12 protein-coding genes are annotated in these 17,767 nt (G+C 40.4%); 4 read left to right on the top strand and 8 right to left on the bottom strand.

What is annotated here, in order from left to right; all coding sequences use genetic code 11:
- The first annotated feature begins 13 nt into the window (after positions 1-13).
- Both MP622_RS01370 and MP622_RS01365 read left to right on the top strand, forming a co-directional pair.
- Positions 14-3,118, top strand: coding sequence for an efflux RND transporter permease subunit (locus MP622_RS01370; RefSeq protein WP_243792147.1), 3,105 nt, complete (start codon positions 14-16; stop codon positions 3,116-3,118).
- 89 nt (positions 3,119-3,207) lie between these two features.
- Entirely contained in the window at positions 3,208-4,923 is a 1,716-nt protein-coding gene (locus MP622_RS01365; RefSeq protein WP_044738269.1) for a proline--tRNA ligase, read from the top strand.
- Positions 4,924-4,980: 57 nt separating this feature from the next.
- Here the strand turns inward: MP622_RS01365 and MP622_RS01360 are convergent, their stop codons facing one another.
- From MP622_RS01360 to MP622_RS01335, 6 genes are all read right to left on the bottom strand, one after another.
- Positions 4,981-6,318 carry a hypothetical protein gene (locus MP622_RS01360; protein ID WP_151503665.1) on the bottom strand — a complete coding sequence of 446 codons (1,338 nt, stop codon included), beginning with the start codon at positions 6,316-6,318 and terminating at the stop codon, positions 4,981-4,983.
- A 26-nt stretch (positions 6,319-6,344) separates the two neighbouring features.
- Positions 6,345-8,582, bottom strand: a complete 2,238-nt coding sequence (locus MP622_RS01355; RefSeq protein ID WP_243792145.1) for a DUF6160 family protein — start codon at positions 8,580-8,582, stop codon at positions 6,345-6,347.
- Between the two features lie 23 nt (positions 8,583-8,605).
- Positions 8,606-9,223: a hypothetical protein gene (locus MP622_RS01350; protein WP_243792143.1), complete on the bottom strand. Its 618-nt coding sequence runs from the start codon at positions 9,221-9,223 to the stop codon at positions 8,606-8,608.
- Positions 9,224-9,233: 10 nt separating this feature from the next.
- Positions 9,234-10,631, bottom strand: coding sequence for a hypothetical protein (locus tag MP622_RS01345; protein WP_243792142.1), 1,398 nt, complete (start codon positions 10,629-10,631; stop codon positions 9,234-9,236).
- A 277-nt stretch (positions 10,632-10,908) separates the two neighbouring features.
- The gene (gene dcd / locus MP622_RS01340; protein ID WP_004814752.1) at positions 10,909-11,478 is read right to left on the bottom strand and encodes a dCTP deaminase; all 570 of its coding nucleotides are present in this window, start codon (positions 11,476-11,478) and stop codon (positions 10,909-10,911) included.
- Positions 11,479-11,605: 127 nt separating this feature from the next.
- Positions 11,606-12,199 carry a LysE family translocator gene (locus MP622_RS01335; RefSeq protein WP_044738264.1) on the bottom strand — a complete coding sequence of 198 codons (594 nt, stop codon included), beginning with the start codon at positions 12,197-12,199 and terminating at the stop codon, positions 11,606-11,608.
- A gap of 371 nt (positions 12,200-12,570) precedes the next feature.
- On the opposite strand from MP622_RS01335, the gene MP622_RS01330 reads away from it, so the two are divergent.
- The gene (locus MP622_RS01330) at positions 12,571-13,110 is read left to right on the top strand and encodes a DUF2062 domain-containing protein (RefSeq protein ID WP_016167079.1); all 540 of its coding nucleotides are present in this window, start codon (positions 12,571-12,573) and stop codon (positions 13,108-13,110) included.
- Positions 13,111-13,173: 63 nt separating this feature from the next.
- Here MP622_RS01330 and apbC read toward each other — a convergent pair whose 3' ends face one another.
- Both apbC and MP622_RS01320 read right to left on the bottom strand, forming a co-directional pair.
- Entirely contained in the window at positions 13,174-14,427 is a 1,254-nt protein-coding gene (gene apbC / locus MP622_RS01325) for an iron-sulfur cluster carrier protein ApbC (protein WP_044738263.1), read from the bottom strand.
- Positions 14,428-14,790: 363 nt separating this feature from the next.
- A complete protein-coding gene (locus MP622_RS01320) occupies positions 14,791-15,264 on the bottom strand; it encodes a hypothetical protein (protein WP_243792140.1) in 474 nt (157 codons plus the stop codon).
- Positions 15,265-15,660: 396 nt separating this feature from the next.
- Between MP622_RS01320 and metG the strand changes: the two genes are divergently transcribed.
- Entirely contained in the window at positions 15,661-17,721 is a 2,061-nt protein-coding gene (metG, locus tag MP622_RS01315; RefSeq protein ID WP_243792138.1) for a methionine--tRNA ligase, read from the top strand.
- The last annotated feature ends 46 nt before the right edge of the window (positions 17,722-17,767 follow it).

Genomic DNA, 17,767 nt, shown 5'->3' with positions numbered 1-17,767 from the left:
TTAGGGTCTCAAAATGTGGTTAACCCGTATCAGCGTAAAATATCCTGTCTTTACTATCATGATGATGTTATCGCTGATGGTGCTCGGCTTAGCTTCTTGGCAACGCATGAGCGTGGAGGAATTTCCTGATGTCGACTTTCCATTTGTTGTTGTGCATACCACTTATCCCGGTGCTTCGCCTGAAACCATTGAATCTGAAATTACCAAAAAAATGGAAGATCAGATCAATACCATTTCAGGGCTAAAGCAGGTCATTTCACAGTCCAGTGAAGGGCTTTCCACCATCATTGTTGAGTTTAACTTAGACGTTCCCTCTGCTGTTGCTGCTCAAGATATTCGTGAAAAAATAGCACCTGTGACTGCTGAATTTCGAGATGAAATCCAAGACCCTGTGGTCGAACGCTATGACCCGACTGCCAGTGCAATTATGTCAATTGTATTTGAGTCCAATACCCAATCCTTACGTGAGCTCAGCACCTATATTGACCAGCGGATTGTGCCAGAATTACAAACAGTATCTGGCGTAGGTGCCGTCAATTTATTAGGCGATAGCCAGCGTCAAATTCGAATTGTGATTGATCCTTATAAATTACAAAGCTACGGTATTGGCATCGACCAAGTCATCAACACTCTAAAAAGTGAAAATATTGAAGTTCCAGGCGGCACCCTCAAACAAGCCAATTCCGAACTTGTGGTCGAAATTAAATCCAAAGTGATTCATCCCTACGCTTTTGGGGATTTAATCGTTACCACCAAAAATGGCAGTCCGATTTTTTTAAAACAAGTTGCGACGGTTGAAGACAGTCAGGCAGAACTTGACTCTAGCGCGTTTTTAAATGGTAACCCTGCTGTCGCGGTAGATGTATTGCGTAACTCCGATTCAAATATTATTCAAGTGGTGGATGGCACTCGTAAAGCTTTAGCCAAAATTGAAAAACAACTCCCCGAAGGCGTCAGTGTGAAAGTTGTGGTCGACAGCTCTCAAGGCATTCGTGGCAGTATTCAAGATGTCACGCGAACCATTCTTGAAGGCGCAATACTTGCAGTTTTGATTGTATTACTTTTCCTTGGCTCCTTCCGCTCCACCATTATTACCGGTATGACCTTACCCATCTCTTTATTGGGCACTTTAGCCATGATTTGGGCTTTTGGCTTTAGCATTAATATGATGACGCTCTTAGCATTGTCACTCAGCATTGGCTTACTGATTGATGATGCGATTGTGGTTAGGGAAAATATTGTCCGCCATGCCGATATGGGTAAAGACCATGTCAGTGCAGCATTAGATGGAACCAAAGAAATCGGCTTAGCAGTCTTAGCCACAACCTTAACCATTGTGGCAGTATTTTTACCTGTTGCCTTTATGGGCGGTATTATCGGCCGTTTCTTTTACCAATTTGGGGTAACGGTTAGTACCGCCGTGCTAATTTCCATGTTTGTCAGTTTCACCCTTGATCCCATGCTCTCTGCACATTGGACAGATTCCGACAGAAAAACCAAGAAACCAAACTTATTAAGCCGTTTCTTCGATGCCATTGCACATCTGCTAGATCGTATTACCCATCTCTATGAATACTTATTAAAATTGGCATTACGCTTTCGCTTGATGACGCTCATGATTGCGATTGCCTCCCTTTTTGGAGCTCTCGCTTTATCTAAAATGATTGGTACCGAATTTGTACCTACGCCAGATAAAGCCCAAATTCGAATTAAATTTGAAACCCCAGTTAATGCATCTTTGGAATATTCGCAAGCCAAACTGTTACAAGTCGAGCAAATTCTAAGACAGAACTCTGAAGTACTCGGTACTTATGGCGTGATTAACGGCGTTACAGATCGCGGGAAAAACCATGTCAGCCTGCGTGTGACGGTAACTCCACGCCAACAACGCGATAAGACACTGATTCAACTCAATAATGAATTTCGTGATCGTCTTAAAAGTATTGCAGGAATTAGTGTCACTTCGGTTGCCTCTGCAGATGAAAATGTTTCTGGCGGGCAAAAACCGATCATGATTTCGATTAAAGGACCTGACTTAAATCAACTTCAAAAGATCTCAGACCAATTCATGCAAGAGGTTGCTCAGGTTCGAGGCGTTGTCGACTTAGAAAGTTCACTCAAAGAACCTAAAGCCAACTTGGCAGTCCATATTAATCGGGTTTTGGCCAATGATTTAGGCCTATCGGTCAGTCAAATTGCCAATGTTGTACGCCCCTTAATTGCGGGTGATGATGTCACCTCTTGGCAAGATGACAAAGGTGAAACCTATGATGTCAATGTTCGATTAGCTGAAAGCCAACGTAGCCTACCGAATGATTTAGGCAATTTATACATTAACTCTGCGAAACAAGATCAGTCAGGACAAAATATTTTAGTACCTCTTGGCAGTATCGCGAGCCTAGAACAAACCTTAGGGGCTTCTCAGATTAATCGTCGTGATTTGGCACGAGAAGTCTTAGTTGAAGCCAATACGGCTGGGCGCCCTGCGGGTGATATTGGTGCCGATATACAAAAAATTCAGGATAGTTTTAAACTGCCTGCGGGCTATAGCTTCGATACTCAAGGAGCAAATGCCGATATGGCTGAATCGGCGGGCTATGCACTCACAGCAATTACCTTATCAATTGTGTTTATTTATATTGTTTTAGGTTCACAGTTTAATAGCTTTATTCACCCTGCCGCGATTATGGCCTCACTCCCACTATCGCTGATTGGGGTATTTTTAGCCCTGTTCTTGTTCAATTCGACCATGAATCTATTCTCCATTATTGGCATCATTATGCTGATGGGACTGGTCACCAAAAATGCCATCTTACTCATCGATTTTATTAAAAAAGCCATGGAGTCTGGCAGCAGCCGTTATGATGCGATTTTACAAGCAGGTAAAACCCGTTTACGTCCAATTTTAATGACCACCAGTGCCATGATCATGGGTATGATTCCACTTGCGCTCGGACTTGGTGAAGGTGGTGAGCAAAGTGCCCCTATGGCGCATGCTGTGATTGGTGGAATCATTACCTCTACCCTGCTCACCTTGGTGGTGGTTCCTGTGATCTTTACCTACTTAGATGACTTTAAGAATTTTCTACTTCGTCTCAAACAGAAAATCATGGCATAATCCATGGCAGTTCAATGGACAGTCAGCATCGAATGACTGTTTCATTTTAGATTGGATTATCCTCCACGATTAATATTAGGACAGTATTCATGCGCGCGAGTCGCTTTTTATTTGCAACGTTAAGAGAAACCCCAAACGATGCTGAAGTTATTTCACATCAACTTATGCTCCGTGCGGGCATGATTCGTAAATTGGCTTCAGGTTTATACACTTGGCTGCCGATGGGCGTACGTGTGCTAAATAAAGTTGAAGCGATTGTACGTGAAGAAATGAACCGTTCAGGCTCACTTGAAGTATTCATGCCCGTAGCACAACCGGCCAGCCTATGGGAAGAGTCTGGTCGTTATGTACAATACGGTCCAGAATTATTACGTTTTAAAGATCGTCACGATAATCCATTCGTTTTGGGCCCTACCCATGAAGAAGTGATTACAGATTTAGCACGTAATGAATTAAAAAGTTATAAGCAATTACCAATTAATTTCTACCAAATTCAGACCAAATTCCGTGACGAAATTCGTCCACGCTTTGGTGTAATGCGTTCACGCGAATTCATTATGAAAGATGCTTACTCTTTCCACGCAGATCAAGCCTCTTTGCAAGAAACTTATGATTTGATGTATCAAACCTATTGCAACATTTTCACCCGTTTAGGTTTGGATTTCCGTCCAGTACAAGCGGATACAGGTTCAATTGGTGGTTCAGGTTCACATGAATTCCACGTTTTGGCTTCAAGCGGTGAAGATGATATCGCTTTCTCAACCGAATCAGACTATGCAGCCAACATTGAAATGGCTGAAGCAATATTGGTCGGTGAACGCGCTGCTCCAACCCAAGCGTTGGAAATTGTCGATACACCAAATCAGAAAACCATTGCAGATGTCTCTGCATTCTTAAATTCTGATCCTGCACACTCTGTTAAAGCATTGTTGGTACAAGGTGTAACAGATGAGAACGGTCAAACTCCAGTTATCGCTTTATTCTTGCGTGGTGATCATGAGCTGAATGAAATTAAAGCTGAGAAGCACCCACTCATTGCATCGCCATTAACATTTGCAACTGACGAGCAACTTGCAGCGTTTGGTTTAACTGCTGGTTTCTGTGGACCACAAGGTTTAGTTGAAAAAGGTTTAACGGTAATTGTTGACCGTGCTGCATCGGTACTGTCTGACTTTGTGGCGGGTGCCAATGAAGCAGACAAACATGCAACTGGTGTAAACTGGGAACGTGATGCTCAATTCACCGAAGTTTATGACTTACGTAATGTGGTTGAAGGTGATCCATCTCCAGACGGTAAAGGTACGTTGCAAATTAAACGCGGAATTGAAGTTGGTCATATTTTCCAATTGGGTCAAAAATACTCAGAAGCTTTAGGCTGCAAGGTATTGGGCGAAGATGGCAAACCATTTACTGTCACTATGGGTTGTTATGGCATTGGGGTTACACGTGTGGTGGCTTCTGCAATCGAACAGAATTTTGATGAGAAAGGTATCATCTGGCCAGCAGCAATTGCACCGTTTGAAGTCGCAATTGTGCCGATGAATGCACACAAATCTCCGCGTACTTTAGAAGCTGCTGAAGCTTTATATGCCGAGTTAGCTGCTGCGGGTTATGATGTATTACTCGATGATCGTAACGAACGTCCTGGCGTGAAATTCTCAGATCTTGAATTAACAGGTATTCCACACCGTATCGTGATTGGTGAGAAAGGTCTAGATGCAGGCACGTTTGAATATAAAGGCCGTACCGATGCCGAATCTGTAAACATTTCTAAAGATGAATTATTAGCAAAAATTGCCAAGTAATTTTTTCCTTAGAATAAAAAATCCCGCAAGTTGCGGGATTTTTTTGTTAAAACTGAATTAACAAAATTTCATGCCACCAAAACAGTTGGAACGGAAATTTTGCCCTTGCAAGGTTAAATTGGTCAGTGGGAAATCCAAAGTCGTGCTATTCATAGGGACATTACCCACCACCAAAGCAGAGCCTCCTACACATCCCGTTAATAAATTTCCACAATTTCGTGGATGCTCGGTTAAGTCTTTATTAATCCCAGCAATGGTTTGCTTTAACACCTCATTGGTAATCGCGACTTGCGTCGTTGGACTTAAACTTCCCAATTCCACTTCATCTTCCATCGACAACCACCACCCCTGATTGGCTGCAACAGCGGCACCCGGCCATAAGATCTTTTGTGATTGTAATGATAAGGATGCAGGGTTATTTAAGTATAAAGCATGAATTAAACCCAAATTCTGATTGACCGTAATGTCAGTTTTCAAACCTGTAATGTTGCCTGTTACCTGCTTATCCAAATTCAAAAAACCAGCCACTGTCGCCTTTAATTGTCCGCTAAAGTCAATCTGCCCAACTGTCCCGCTGCCTTTTAAAACTACATCTTTTAGTCTCGTTCCCGACACAATGGTAGAGTTAATCGTAAAAGGAGCCGAAGTTGAAGAAAGGCTTAAATTATAATTATTCGAGGTATAAGAAATATCATAACAAGGGTCTAAAAAACCATCGACACACGTTGTTCCAGAACTACTTCCCAATAATCGGCCTTGCACAATACCATTAATCGTTAACCCTGTATCTGCATACGTCATGTTACGTGCCTGAGTTACAGCTGTACCAGAGGCGGTTTTAGTCTTCATGTAGCCACTAAAAGTGTTAATTCCATTGGGTGTTGCAGAGTTTTCTGTACCCAAAGTCATGAGTCCTGAAATCTTCTCGGCACTGACCCGAAATCCCACCACTTCACGCGTCGCTGCCGAACTTGGATTTTTTATCGCAAATTGTAAAAATGGATTGGTAATTTTAGCCGAAGTTGCTGCTCGTTCATCAGAAGTATAATTTGCGTTCGCAGGTAAACCACTTAAAGAAATATTATCAATATCAATATCACAACTACTGGCACGCACGCTGTTGTTGACCCCACCACAACCCAGTGCCAATTTATTGATATTGGCATTCAACTCCATCACCGCTTCCAAACCTAACTTATAAAAACCAATATTAGATTGATTATAAGTGTCCCCTTTTTGATCGGTTTGTGTAGTGCCCTGTAAATACTGCAAGGTTAATAAAGCTTGACCCGATACATCCGATAACTCCTGATCAGATAGGCTTTGCAAACTCTTTGCCATGACAGGTGTAATAGCGGTAGCCAGTAAAATGCTTAATAATAATTTCGTCTTCATGACCACTTAAATTCCTTTCATTCTTTTTATCTTGGTGTAATGCCAAAACTGCTACGAATATTCCCACCAGTGAACACCATTGTGCCTAAATTCTGAGCGCGATCTGCTGTCGGGTATAAATTAACATCGGCTTTTAAGACACCTGCTGCCTGATTAGTCGGGTTCAAGCGAATGTTATTATTAAATTTGACTTGATCCTTCTCTACCAAAATTTTGGCATTCAAATCAAGCTCGCCTTGAATTCGATCAAAACCAATGGTGGCATTATCTTGCACATTGGTAAAATGCAGGTAGTTTTTATTGGTGGTAGCATCAGACGCATTCAGCTTAATATTGCCCTGAATCGCCAAATGATTATCTGCTGCTGTACCCGGTAAAATGTTCAATTGTGCTGAAGAGTCCAAACGTAATGCCAAGCCAAATAACACATCATCCGTATTGGTAAAACTATTGGCAGGAACAAAACAATTTAAGCTGGTTGTTGCGACATTCGCACAAGCAGCGGCCTCGTAGCGACTGCCAGGTAATTGCCCCAATGCAATTTCAGCCCCCATTGCAATAACTAAACGAGGCAAGTCTAGCTTAATACCTGATTGCTCCATAGCAAGCACACCTTGCGTATCCATGAAGAAATCAATATTGCGTAGCCCCGTATAATAGTTCACCTCTTCCGCAGTATTAAAACTATTTGGTGCACCATCAATCAAAATAATGGAGGTTGTTTTAGTACCTGCTGCATCACGCCCCTGAGTGGACATGGTTAATCCAAAACCAATCGCTTCAGCATTATTCGCACCGTAGGTCGTACCATATAAACCTAAATTGGCATTCAAATTATAGATGGGAATACCCAGCCCCCATGTTGCACTTTGGGAGGTAATTTGATGGCTCGCATCATTACTGTTATTGGCAATAAACTTAGCATTTCGGGCAATCGCTTGAAAATCCATACCTCTTACGGCAATTGCGACAACGTTTTGTGCATTATTACTCAAGTTATAACGACCAATGCCTGCTTGCTTGCCTAATAATTTGGCAATATTTTGCCCAATTTCAAACTCTAATGATTTGGTTTGTACCGCATTAATATAAATGTCGCCAAAATTAATATAAGCTAGATTAGTGTTGGCCACTAAACTAGAACCACTTTGGGTACGAATTTGTAACGGTGTTAAATTACCAAACTCGATTGCATAGGAATTCTTACCTGTATGTCCAAGCTCAAATTTTGTGCCTTCTGCTGTCACTACACCAGATGAATTTTTCTCATCACGAGTAAAACTGGTTTTTACGTTCAGATGTAGCCCTGTTGAACCCGCCATTTGAGTGCTAGAAGTTGAAGCCCCTTCTGCTCCACCCAAATTCGTTCGGTCTGCATTAACAGATATTTCAGCATCTCGGAGCCGTCCAGATGCACCTAAACGGATAATAGAATTGAGTTGGTCGGTATTCTCATTGGCGGTATACAATTTTCCATCATTGCCGACATTGGTTTTATACCTCACATCAATATTAAAACCAGGGCGAGTCTTGCCTGGATTATCCAAGTCTTGAACACGCTCAAGGACAACTTCATTCACTGTACTGTCCGAAGCATTTTGAGAGTTGGTCGATAACACCATGCCTTTATTGGCATCTAGATATAAATAACCCGTACCTTTAAAATTAAAATTAAAATCTTTTAAAATAAATTGGTTATATTCATTACCATTTTTTAGTGTATGGAAAATATTGGCATTTTGCAGGCCAAATTCCAAATAAGCTTTATCTTTTGAGTTAAATAAACCACTTCTGGTTTCTAAGACAAAATTCATCGGTGCCCGATTTTGCAGAGTTAAAGCACCTAAAGTATTTTGGCTCGTGCAATCTGCACCACGTGTACCATCACCACAAACCGCCACTTTGGCAATATGTATATTGGCAGGATTAACCACCGCCTCTATCCGCATGCCCGTCTTATTGGCATTGGTGCCCACATCAAGCTTAACTTTTCCGCCAATTTTATTATTATCAATTTTACTCACTTCAATATTATTCAAGGAAAGATTCAAATTCCCTGAAGTACCATTTGAGAAATTGGTATTGTCTTTCCAATTTAATTGGTCAATGGTGACTCGGTCTGTTTCATAACTTAAGCTAATTCCATCCTGCCCTGAAACAGTACGCAAGCTTTGATCTGAAAGTGCTTCTAAAGCATAAATCTGCTGCGCCAATAAAACACTCGAAGCCAACACACTGAGTTTTATAATTTTGTTTGTACTCATTCACAGTTCCTTATGTGATTGAATTAACAACGTGAAGTCGCAGTAGAATTACAACTAAAAAACTTCATTGTTCCTGACATGGCTAAATTTCCATGCATATTTAAGCCTGTAAAGCCTGTCTCTAAACCACGATCAAACACAGACTCATGCGATGAACTATAAGTCGTTTGTTTTAAATAACCTTTTTGTGCATCACTCGTACCTGAGTCTTTTTCAATGGCCAGTGCTTCAAAACCAAAATTACGAATCTGGATTGGATAACCGTCTAGAAAGGTCAATTTCATCGCCGTTTTATAGCCTGCACTAGTCGTCACAGTGGTGCCATCTAATTGAAATTTATCGATCGCAATTGTACCTTGTATTTTTTTGAAAACTAGCCAATACAAGTTTCCACTGGCATCTTTACGATTACTCACGTTAAAGGCTAAACGGCAAAATTCATTACCTGCGCCATTACAGGAATACTCATAAGGGACTTCTGTAGTATTGGTCGGCAGGTTATGATTTAAAGAAAATGACCAGCTTAAATCTGCCCCGCCTTGTCCACGTATATTCGATAATTGGTTCGCATCTAATGCATCTAAGGCTGCCGAAGCACACTGAGAACTTAACATTAGGGCAGCAAAAATATAATGTTTCATTTATTTCTCCTTATAGCCCTGTCGTCGTAATTTTCAGATGTTGAATTAACATTCCATCGATCGCTGCTGATCCTAAATTGGTCTTGGTTCCTGTTGGGGTAACAAAACTCACCCCTACTGCATTGGTACTAGTATCTGCTTTTAAAAATTTATTGTTATTGGTAAAACCGACTGTACCAATCGAGATACTGCTGTGTGTGGCTGTATTGCCTTGATAAGTTTGCCCCATGCTGATGGGATCACCACAGTATTGAACATTACAGGTTGAACCCTTATAAGCTGAAGCCGCACCACTCGCCAATGCGGTGTAGTCCGTATAAATTTGTTGATAAACATTGGCTTTGTTCGGAATACGGGTCAATTCAATCACAAAGTTTTGACCATCTGCCGCCGTATCAACAATCAAAGGCTGATAAACACTCCCTAGCACCAAATTAATATTTGGACTATATAAAAACACGCCATCATTCACATTAAAATTTGGTGCAGAGGTTTTAGAAATCGCAGGCGTGGTTAAATCGTTGGTTATATCTGTGCCTAAGGTTTCTGCTGTACTAATACGCAATGCTTTGGATTTATCTTCAGTTGCAGTGCTTGGATTATCATTGGTATTTAATCGAATGAGTGCCGCCAGACCTAAAGTATTGTTATAAGATGTTGGTAGCGACGAACTGGCTGCTCCCCCCAAGGTCTGGAATAACTTTAAATTAGATCCATTTAAAGACAAACCATTGGCCACCATTTGCAGTCTTAAACGACTGTCTAAACCATTTAAATTTGCAGGTGCGCCGTTTTTAGCATCGACAGGTGCAGCAACCAAAGGATTGCGTGCAAAGAAGTCTCCCCACAAGCCTAATTTAATATTATTATCCGCTGCAGTATTGGCAGCACCATCAAGAGCATAAGAGGCTTCTAAAGATAAATAACTAAAATCTTGTGCAACCCCTGCAAAGTCATATACCACGCGGTTGGCAGTAGTACTAATAGACTTCACACTAAACACCCAAGGATTGGTTTCTTGCCCCCAATTGAAACCCAGATTACTGAAACGAGAATTTAGATCATTATCGGATGCCGATAGCGCTAAACCGTATAGGAAGACATCTGCTTTTTTGGCACCTGCAGTTTTAGCCGTGTCTGAAAGTGGCCCCACAGGAATAAAACGCACAAAACCTGTGTCATAGTTTCGGTTGGCTAAACGACTTTGATTCTGAGCCGCGCTCAAACCATCTTCGGCAGTTTGAAATACCATTTTGAAATTTTCAGGCAGAATAGCAATGCCTTCACCTGTAGAATTACTTAATACCTGATCTGAAAGTACTTCTAAAGCAAAACTATAAGAACAACAGAGCCCAATCATGCTCGCCAGTAATGTTCTACGCAAAATTGTCGTATGCCGATCCGTCATCGCGACCTTCCTTGTTATTTGATGCTCCGCATCATTATTTTGTTCATCCTAGACTTGGTTATGCTTTGTTTTACTGTCAAATGTTCCGTATTAGGTACATTTCACCAAGACATTTTTAACCCTCATTATGCTGAATAATTACACGATTGCAAAAAAAACTCAGGAAATGTCGACATTTTCCGATGAATGAAGATTCAGAACTTGAGGCGTTTTTAGCGATAAAAAAAACCTGTTTGATTGAACAAACAGGTTTTTTGGATGTCATACCAAATACAAATTAAGCTTTTGGTAAAGTTACACCCGTTTGACCTTGGTACTTACCACCACGGTCTTTATAGGAAGTCTCACATACTTCATCACTTTCGAAAAAGAGCATTTGCGCAACACCTTCGCCCGCATAAATACGCGCTGGTAAATTGGTGGTGTTAGAAAACTCAAGCGTGACATGACCTTCCCACTCAGGTTCTAACGGCGTCACGTTCACAATAATACCGCAGCGTGCATAGGTTGATTTGCCCAGACACACGGTTAATACATTACGGGGAATACGGAAATATTCCACTGTACGCGCTAAGGCAAATGAGTTTGGTGGAATGATGCAAACATCAGATTCGATATCAATAAAACTTTTTTCATCGAAATGTTTTGGATCGACAATTGCAGAGTGAACATTGGTGAACACTTTGAATTCACGTGCACAACGAACATCATAGCCATAACTCGACACGCCATAAGAAATGAGCTTTTCGCCATTCTCATCAAAACGCACTTGATTTTCCGCATACGGTTCAATCATGCCGTGTTTTTCGCTCATTTCGCGAATCCAACGATCAGACTTAATAGCCATTATTCTATTTCCAAAACTTCAAGCAATTCTTGCGCTGTACTTTAACTTAATTCAGCCGCAATGGAAATACAGACAGGGCTGATCCAGCATGCTTTCAAAATGCGAATTCAACTACGCTCTCGTAAAATTAAAGGCTTAATAATGCCGAATAACTCAATGGAATAGAAAAACTAACCAACACAATCGATGCTGTTTTTTGCAAATTAGATTTAGTTAACCAACGTACTCGGTTAGATGCCAAGATCGAACCAATAAATGTCCAGAAAAAAGCAATAGGGACAATCAAAATTAAAAATACCAACATATGTGCAATGTAAGCATCCACACTGCTCCAAACAACTGCAGGGAAAATAGCAGATGCAAATAAAAGCGCTTTAGGATTCAACAATGTTGCACAAAATAGCTCACGAGCACGAATCGTCGGTTGATTATAACTTTCTTCTACATCTGCCGTTTTCCACAGTTTAATCGCTAAAAATAAAATATAGCTCGCACTAAAAAGTTTAAGGACGGTGGGAATGACAGGATAATGACGCGATACGGTACCAATGATGATACCCCACACGGTTATAGAAATTAGATAACCAAATGCTTCTGCAGGAATAAGACGAAATGATTTTCGAATGCCGACCTGAATACCAGATGAAGCAAGTAGAGTATTAGTAGGACCTGGGGTTAATAATAAAGAAACCACCAACCCTATAAAAAACAAAGAAACCATACCCTTACCTCATATTTGAGCAAATGAAGCGTAGTTGAATTGTTTCAATATAGCAAAAAAAATATTGTAAAGGAAAATCGGGAAAGTTCTTAAGACTTTAACATATTCGATAAAAATCATCATTTTAATAACAATAAACCCAATAAAACCTATGGGTCACGCTATGAAGATATTTTATATTTTTTGTCACAATTCATTTAATTTTTATGTCGTGCCATACAATTTAAAGCCATGATTCAGCAGTTTTTTTAAGTTTACTTTCAGTTTGGTATGTAACTCTAAAGCACAGTTCCTTATAGCAAAAAGGTGAATCAACTATCGTTTTTCACTTAAATCATGCACAATACCCTGTCCTGAAAAGCTGATTTCGTATGGCAAAGAAATTTTTCCAATCGTGGCTTCCCTCTCCTGAAAAAGTCAATCAACTTAAGTTTATGCGGATTTTTGGTCAACGCACCTTGAATCCTGTGCTTTGGTACGTCAATCGAAAATCAATTTCCCATGCCGTTTTTATTGGCACTTTTTGGGGCATTCTACCTGTGCCGTTTCACAGTGTATTTATTGTACTGACTGTATTACTCATTGAAGTCAATCTACCGCTAAGCTTAACCCTTGCTTGGTTATCTAACCCACTTACTGTTGTGCCAATTTTGTATTTAGGTTTTTGGCTAGGCAGCAAAATATTCCACGTCAATATGATTGATAAAGATATGATTTTAGGGGTATTACACCAAATTTTAAACTGGGTTAAAAACTTTGGGCATGGTCATATTGATTTACATCTGGCCAAAATTTTAGTGACAGGATTAGTGTTAGAAGCCTTGTTAAGCGCTTTTGTTCTATATATTTGTACACGTATTATTTGGCGTTGGTCAGTTCTACGTAAATGGAATAAAAGATTTCATCCCTAAAAGAAACACTCTGCAAAATCATTATGTAAAAAAAGGGATGTTGCTAACATCCCCTTTTAGACTTTAAAAAATTCGATTTTTATCTTTATCTGACTTAGTTAATTGAGCCGCGATTTTTTCTGCAATCGCCAAATAACTTTCTGCTGCTGCATCACCTGCTATTACAGAAGGCTGACCTGCATCTGCATTTTCACGGATGGCTGCATCAAGCGGTAAACGTCCCAACAATGGAATGTGATATTGTTCTGACAATTTATCTCCCCCACCTGTACCGAAAATTTGCTCTTCAAATCCACAATTCGAGCAAATATGGGTCGACATATTTTCAATCACACCCATCACTGGAATTTGCACGCGGTTGAACAACTCAATACCTTTCGTTGCATCCAGAAGTGCCACATTTTGTGGCGTAGTCACAATCACTGCGCCAGTCACTGGAATACGCTGTGCCAAAGTCAATTGAATATCTCCAGTTCCTGGAGGCATATCAATCATTAGCACATCCAAATCTGGCCATAAGGTTTGATTGAATAGTTGCATTAATGCACCTGTTGCTTTAGGTCCACGCCATGCCACAGGGGTATTATTGTCACCTGTTAAATGCCCAATCGAAAGTACAGCAAGCCCATAAGCATCAAGCGGAACAAAGTTTTCCGCTTCAATCATTGGGGTTTTACCAGCATTACCCAACATGGTAGGAATACTTGGGCCATAAATGTCAGCATCTAATACACCAACTTTTAATCCCAATTGCTGTAATGCCAACGCCAGATTCACCGTTGTCGTAGATTTTCCAACGCCACCTTTACCTGAAGATATCAAAATCACATTTTGAATCCGTGGGTGTTTAGGTACATCACGTTGCTGTGGTGCAGCTTTAGCAATTGGAGGATTATTCGGATCGGTTTCTGTTTCAGTCTGAGTCGATGCAGCGGCATCCATCACTGGAGGTAAATTACTTTTTTCATTTTTGGCAGGTGTAGAACAACTCTCACCTTGGGCATGATCATGTCCACAACCACCCGCCTTATGTCCTGTTTTTTGCTGAATTACATGCATATTGAGTTCCTGAATGCCACATTTTTCAAGGGCATCTGCCAGATCATCATGAATTTGCTGTAAATGATCGGCTTCTTCAGGGTAGGTATTAATGGTGATTTGTAAGACTCGACCTTGCACATTAATTTGCGAAATACGGTCTTTTAATGCGTGATTTGAATTCGGCAGAAGATATTGTTGTAAAACTTGCTGGATTTCTTCTTCTTTCACCTCCTGAGCGGGTGAAAAAACGGATTTAAGTGAAGAAAGCCACGACATACATTTACTCCAAGTCTGGATATACAGCTGAATGACATAGTTTAACGGTTATTTTCAATCAGGTTAAGCGTTGTACTACGTTGCTTTTTAAATCAATCACTAAAAACCGAGTAAATTTGTCAGATTTTAAACAAAAACCTATTCTGGAGATACAAATGGCTGTTCCTATTTTATTGATACATCGCCTTGCAATTGCCTAAAAGAATAAAGACAAGGTAATAGATTATGTTCATGAAATAGACAAGAAACTGTATTTTCTAACTATGCTTGATCATCAGATTTGTTAGATCAAATGGATGAGTTTTGATTGCTAAACTCACTCAACATCTATGCCGAGTGAGAGATTGTAACAACTCATTAAATTTAAGATTGATCGTGATCATCTTTCTTAAATTTGTTTAGGGTATCGGTTGCAGCTTTTTTCAGTTCATCAAACTTTTCTGTTGCTTGAACTTTTAATTCGTCAAATTTGACCGAAGCTTCCTGTTTCAGCTCTGCTGATCTGACCTTAGCTTCATCAAGTAAATGACTCGCTTCTGCTTTTAAATGCTCGTACTTTTCTTGCGCCTGATGTTGTACTTCAGCCCATTTGGCTTTGGCATCATCAATAGTACTGTCAAAACCTGCATCTTCGTCCGCAGCCTGTTGCTCGTCCAATTTCTGCTTTACATCATCCAGTTTTTGTTCCGCATCTTGTTTCACTTCAACCGCAGCACTTTTTAAATCACCAATTGCCTTTTCACCTTCTGTTTGTACATCTTTTGCGGCTTGTTTCAAGTCATCGCCAAGTTCCACAGCCTTATCTTTTATTTCATCAATCTTATTTTCAACGGTCATTTTTACACCTTTTTCTGTTATAGCACCTGTCTATAGTTATACCGTGATCTGAATTGAATAAAATACAAAACAGCATATTGAAACAAAGACGCTACAGAATGTAGCGTAGTTAAGTTGATCTTCCATCCTTGACTTTACATCTTTAAAACATCACCAATACTACGTAATTTGTACTGTCAGGATCGCCAACTACCCAAGCTCTGATCTTCGTCTTGATACAGTATGCTGATAGATAGGAAAACATTTGGCATTTCTATTGGGCATCATTTTTTTATCTGCACTTGCGCTAAAGTCTGGTGGATTTGCAAAGAATTCATGCAATCCCTTATGCAACTTTGCAGTAACTAAGGTAAAATCAATGCCCTTGCATTAACTACGAATGAGAGAGTTATATCCGTGCGCAATATTTTAGTCACTAACGCCCTTCCATACGCCAATGGTCCGATCCATATGGGTCACCTACTCGGTTATATCCAAGCAGATATCTGGGTTCGCGCCATGCGTGCAATGGGACATGATGTGACTTATGTCTGTGCGGATGATGCTCACGGTACCGCAATCATGTTGCGTGCTGAAGCGAATGGCATTAGCCCAGAACAACAAATTGCCAATGTTCAAAAAGAACACATTCGTGACTTTGACGGTTTTGGTGTACATTTTGACCACTATGATTCAACCCATAGTGACACCAATCGTGCCCGTGCTTCTGAAATTTATGTAAAAAACCGCGAAGCTGGCAACATTGCAGTTCGCCCTGTATCACAACTGTTTGACCCAGAAAAAGGTATGTTCTTGTCTGATCGTTTCATTAAAGGCACTTGCCCGAAATGTAAAGCGGAAGATCAATATGGCGATTCATGTGAAGTTTGCGGTACAACCTATAACGCAACAGAACTATTAAATCCAAAATCGACTTTAAGTGGTGCAACACCTGTCGAAAAATCTTCAGATCATTATTTCTTTAAATTGCCAAACTTTGGTGAATACTTACAGAAATGGACGCGTGATGAAGGTCGTTTACCTGTTTCAATTGCCAACAAGTTAGATGAATGGTTCGAAGCAGGTTTGGCAGATTGGGATATTTCTCGTGATGCGCCTTATTTCGGTTTTGAAATTCCAGATGCACCAAACAAATATTTCTACGTTTGGGTCGATGCACCGATTGGTTATATGTCGAGTTTTGAAAACTACATTAAAACCAAACGCCCTGAACTCAACTTCGATGATTTCTGGAAAAAAGATTCTAAAAATGAAGTTTATCACTTCATTGGCAAAGACATTGTTTACTTCCATGCGCTGTTCTGGCCTGCAATGTTAGAAGGCGCAAACTACCGTACGCCGTCAGGTTTATTTGTGAATGGTTTCTTAACCGTGAACGGTCAGAAGATGTCGAAGTCTCGCGGTACATTCATTAAAGCTGAAACTTATTTACAGCACTTAAACCCTGAATATTTACGTTACTACTTCGCATCTAAACTTTCAGACAAAGTTGAAGACTCTGATTTAAACTTGGATGATTTCGTTCAGAAAGTAAACTCAGACTTGGTCGGTAAAGTGGTCAACATTGCCAGCCGTTGTGCAAAATTCATTAACACCAAGTTTGATAATAAGTTATCTGCAACTTGTGCAGAGCCTGAACTGGTACAAAGCTTTATTGATGCAGGCGATTCAATTGCCAAAGCCTATGAAGCACGTGAATTCTCTACTGCGATTCGTGAAATCATGGCACTAGCGGATAAAGCAAACCAATACATTGATGAGAAAAAGCCATGGGCTTTAGCGAAAATTGAAGGTGAAGAACAACAAGTACACGATGTATGTTCGGTAGGAATTAACCTATTCCGTCAATTAGCAGTTTACTTAGCTCCTGTCCTTCCAACTTTAGCAGCTCAAGTTCAAGACTTCTTGAAGTTAGATCGCTTTGACTTTGCTTCAGCGAAAACTGCATTAGTAGATCATGAAATTGCATTGTTCCAACCTTTAATGCAACGTGTAGACCCTAAAGCGGTTGCGGCAATGGTGGATGCATCTAAAGAATCTTTAGGTACGCCTGCGGCTGAACCAGTAAAAGCTGAAAAGAAAAAAGAAAAGAAAGCCGAGAAAAAGCCAGAGCCTAAAGTAGGTGAAGCTGAAATTATCGGTATTGAAGACTTTATGAAAGTTGACCTACGTGTCGCTGAAGTTTTAGAAGCTGCAACGGTAGAAGGTTCAGACAAACTTCTTCAATTGACTTTAAATGTGGGTGAAGCTGAACCACGTAATGTATTTAGTGGTATTCGTGAGTTCTACCAACCAGAAGACCTTAAAGGCAAATTGGTGGTGATGGTGGCTAACCTTGCACCACGTAAGATGCGTTTTGGTATTTCTAACGGTATGGTACTTGCAGCGGGTAATGGCGAAGGTGTTTGGGTGATTTCACCTGAATCTGGCGCTAAAGCTGGTGATAAAGTGTCTTAAGGTTTAATTCTTACAAAGAAAAGCCTCTACGAATGTAGGGGCTTTT

It is taken from the genome of Acinetobacter sp. PK01 (genome assembly GCF_022819285.1).
Lineage (GTDB): Bacteria > Pseudomonadota > Gammaproteobacteria > Pseudomonadales > Moraxellaceae > Acinetobacter > Acinetobacter tandoii.
The sequence above is the reverse complement of the archived record's forward strand: the minus strand, read 5'-3'. Positions and strand labels throughout refer to the sequence as shown.

Bases quoted from the DNA above. Each gene is read 5' to 3' on its own strand.
- MP622_RS01330 (WP_016167079.1), top strand. From the start codon at position 12,571: ATGGCAAAGAAATTTTTCCAATCGTGGCTTCCCTCTCCTGAAAAAGTC.
- MP622_RS01345 (WP_243792142.1), bottom strand. From the start codon at position 10,631: ATGACGGATCGGCATACGACAATTTTGCGTAGAACATTACTGGCGAGC.
- MP622_RS01320 (WP_243792140.1), bottom strand. From the start codon at position 15,264: ATGACCGTTGAAAATAAGATTGATGAAATAAAAGATAAGGCTGTGGAA.
- MP622_RS01335 (WP_044738264.1), bottom strand. From the start codon at position 12,199: ATGGTTTCTTTGTTTTTTATAGGGTTGGTGGTTTCTTTATTATTAACC.
- MP622_RS01370 (WP_243792147.1), top strand. From the start codon at position 14: ATGTGGTTAACCCGTATCAGCGTAAAATATCCTGTCTTTACTATCATG.
- MP622_RS01365 (WP_044738269.1), top strand. From the start codon at position 3,208: ATGCGCGCGAGTCGCTTTTTATTTGCAACGTTAAGAGAAACCCCAAAC.
- MP622_RS01355 (WP_243792145.1), bottom strand. From the start codon at position 8,582: ATGAGTACAAACAAAATTATAAAACTCAGTGTGTTGGCTTCGAGTGTT.
- dcd (WP_004814752.1), bottom strand. From the start codon at position 11,478: ATGGCTATTAAGTCTGATCGTTGGATTCGCGAAATGAGCGAAAAACAC.
- apbC (WP_044738263.1), bottom strand. From the start codon at position 14,427: ATGTCGTGGCTTTCTTCACTTAAATCCGTTTTTTCACCCGCTCAGGAG.
- MP622_RS01360 (WP_151503665.1), bottom strand. From the start codon at position 6,318: ATGAAGACGAAATTATTATTAAGCATTTTACTGGCTACCGCTATTACA.
- MP622_RS01350 (WP_243792143.1), bottom strand. From the start codon at position 9,223: ATGAAACATTATATTTTTGCTGCCCTAATGTTAAGTTCTCAGTGTGCT.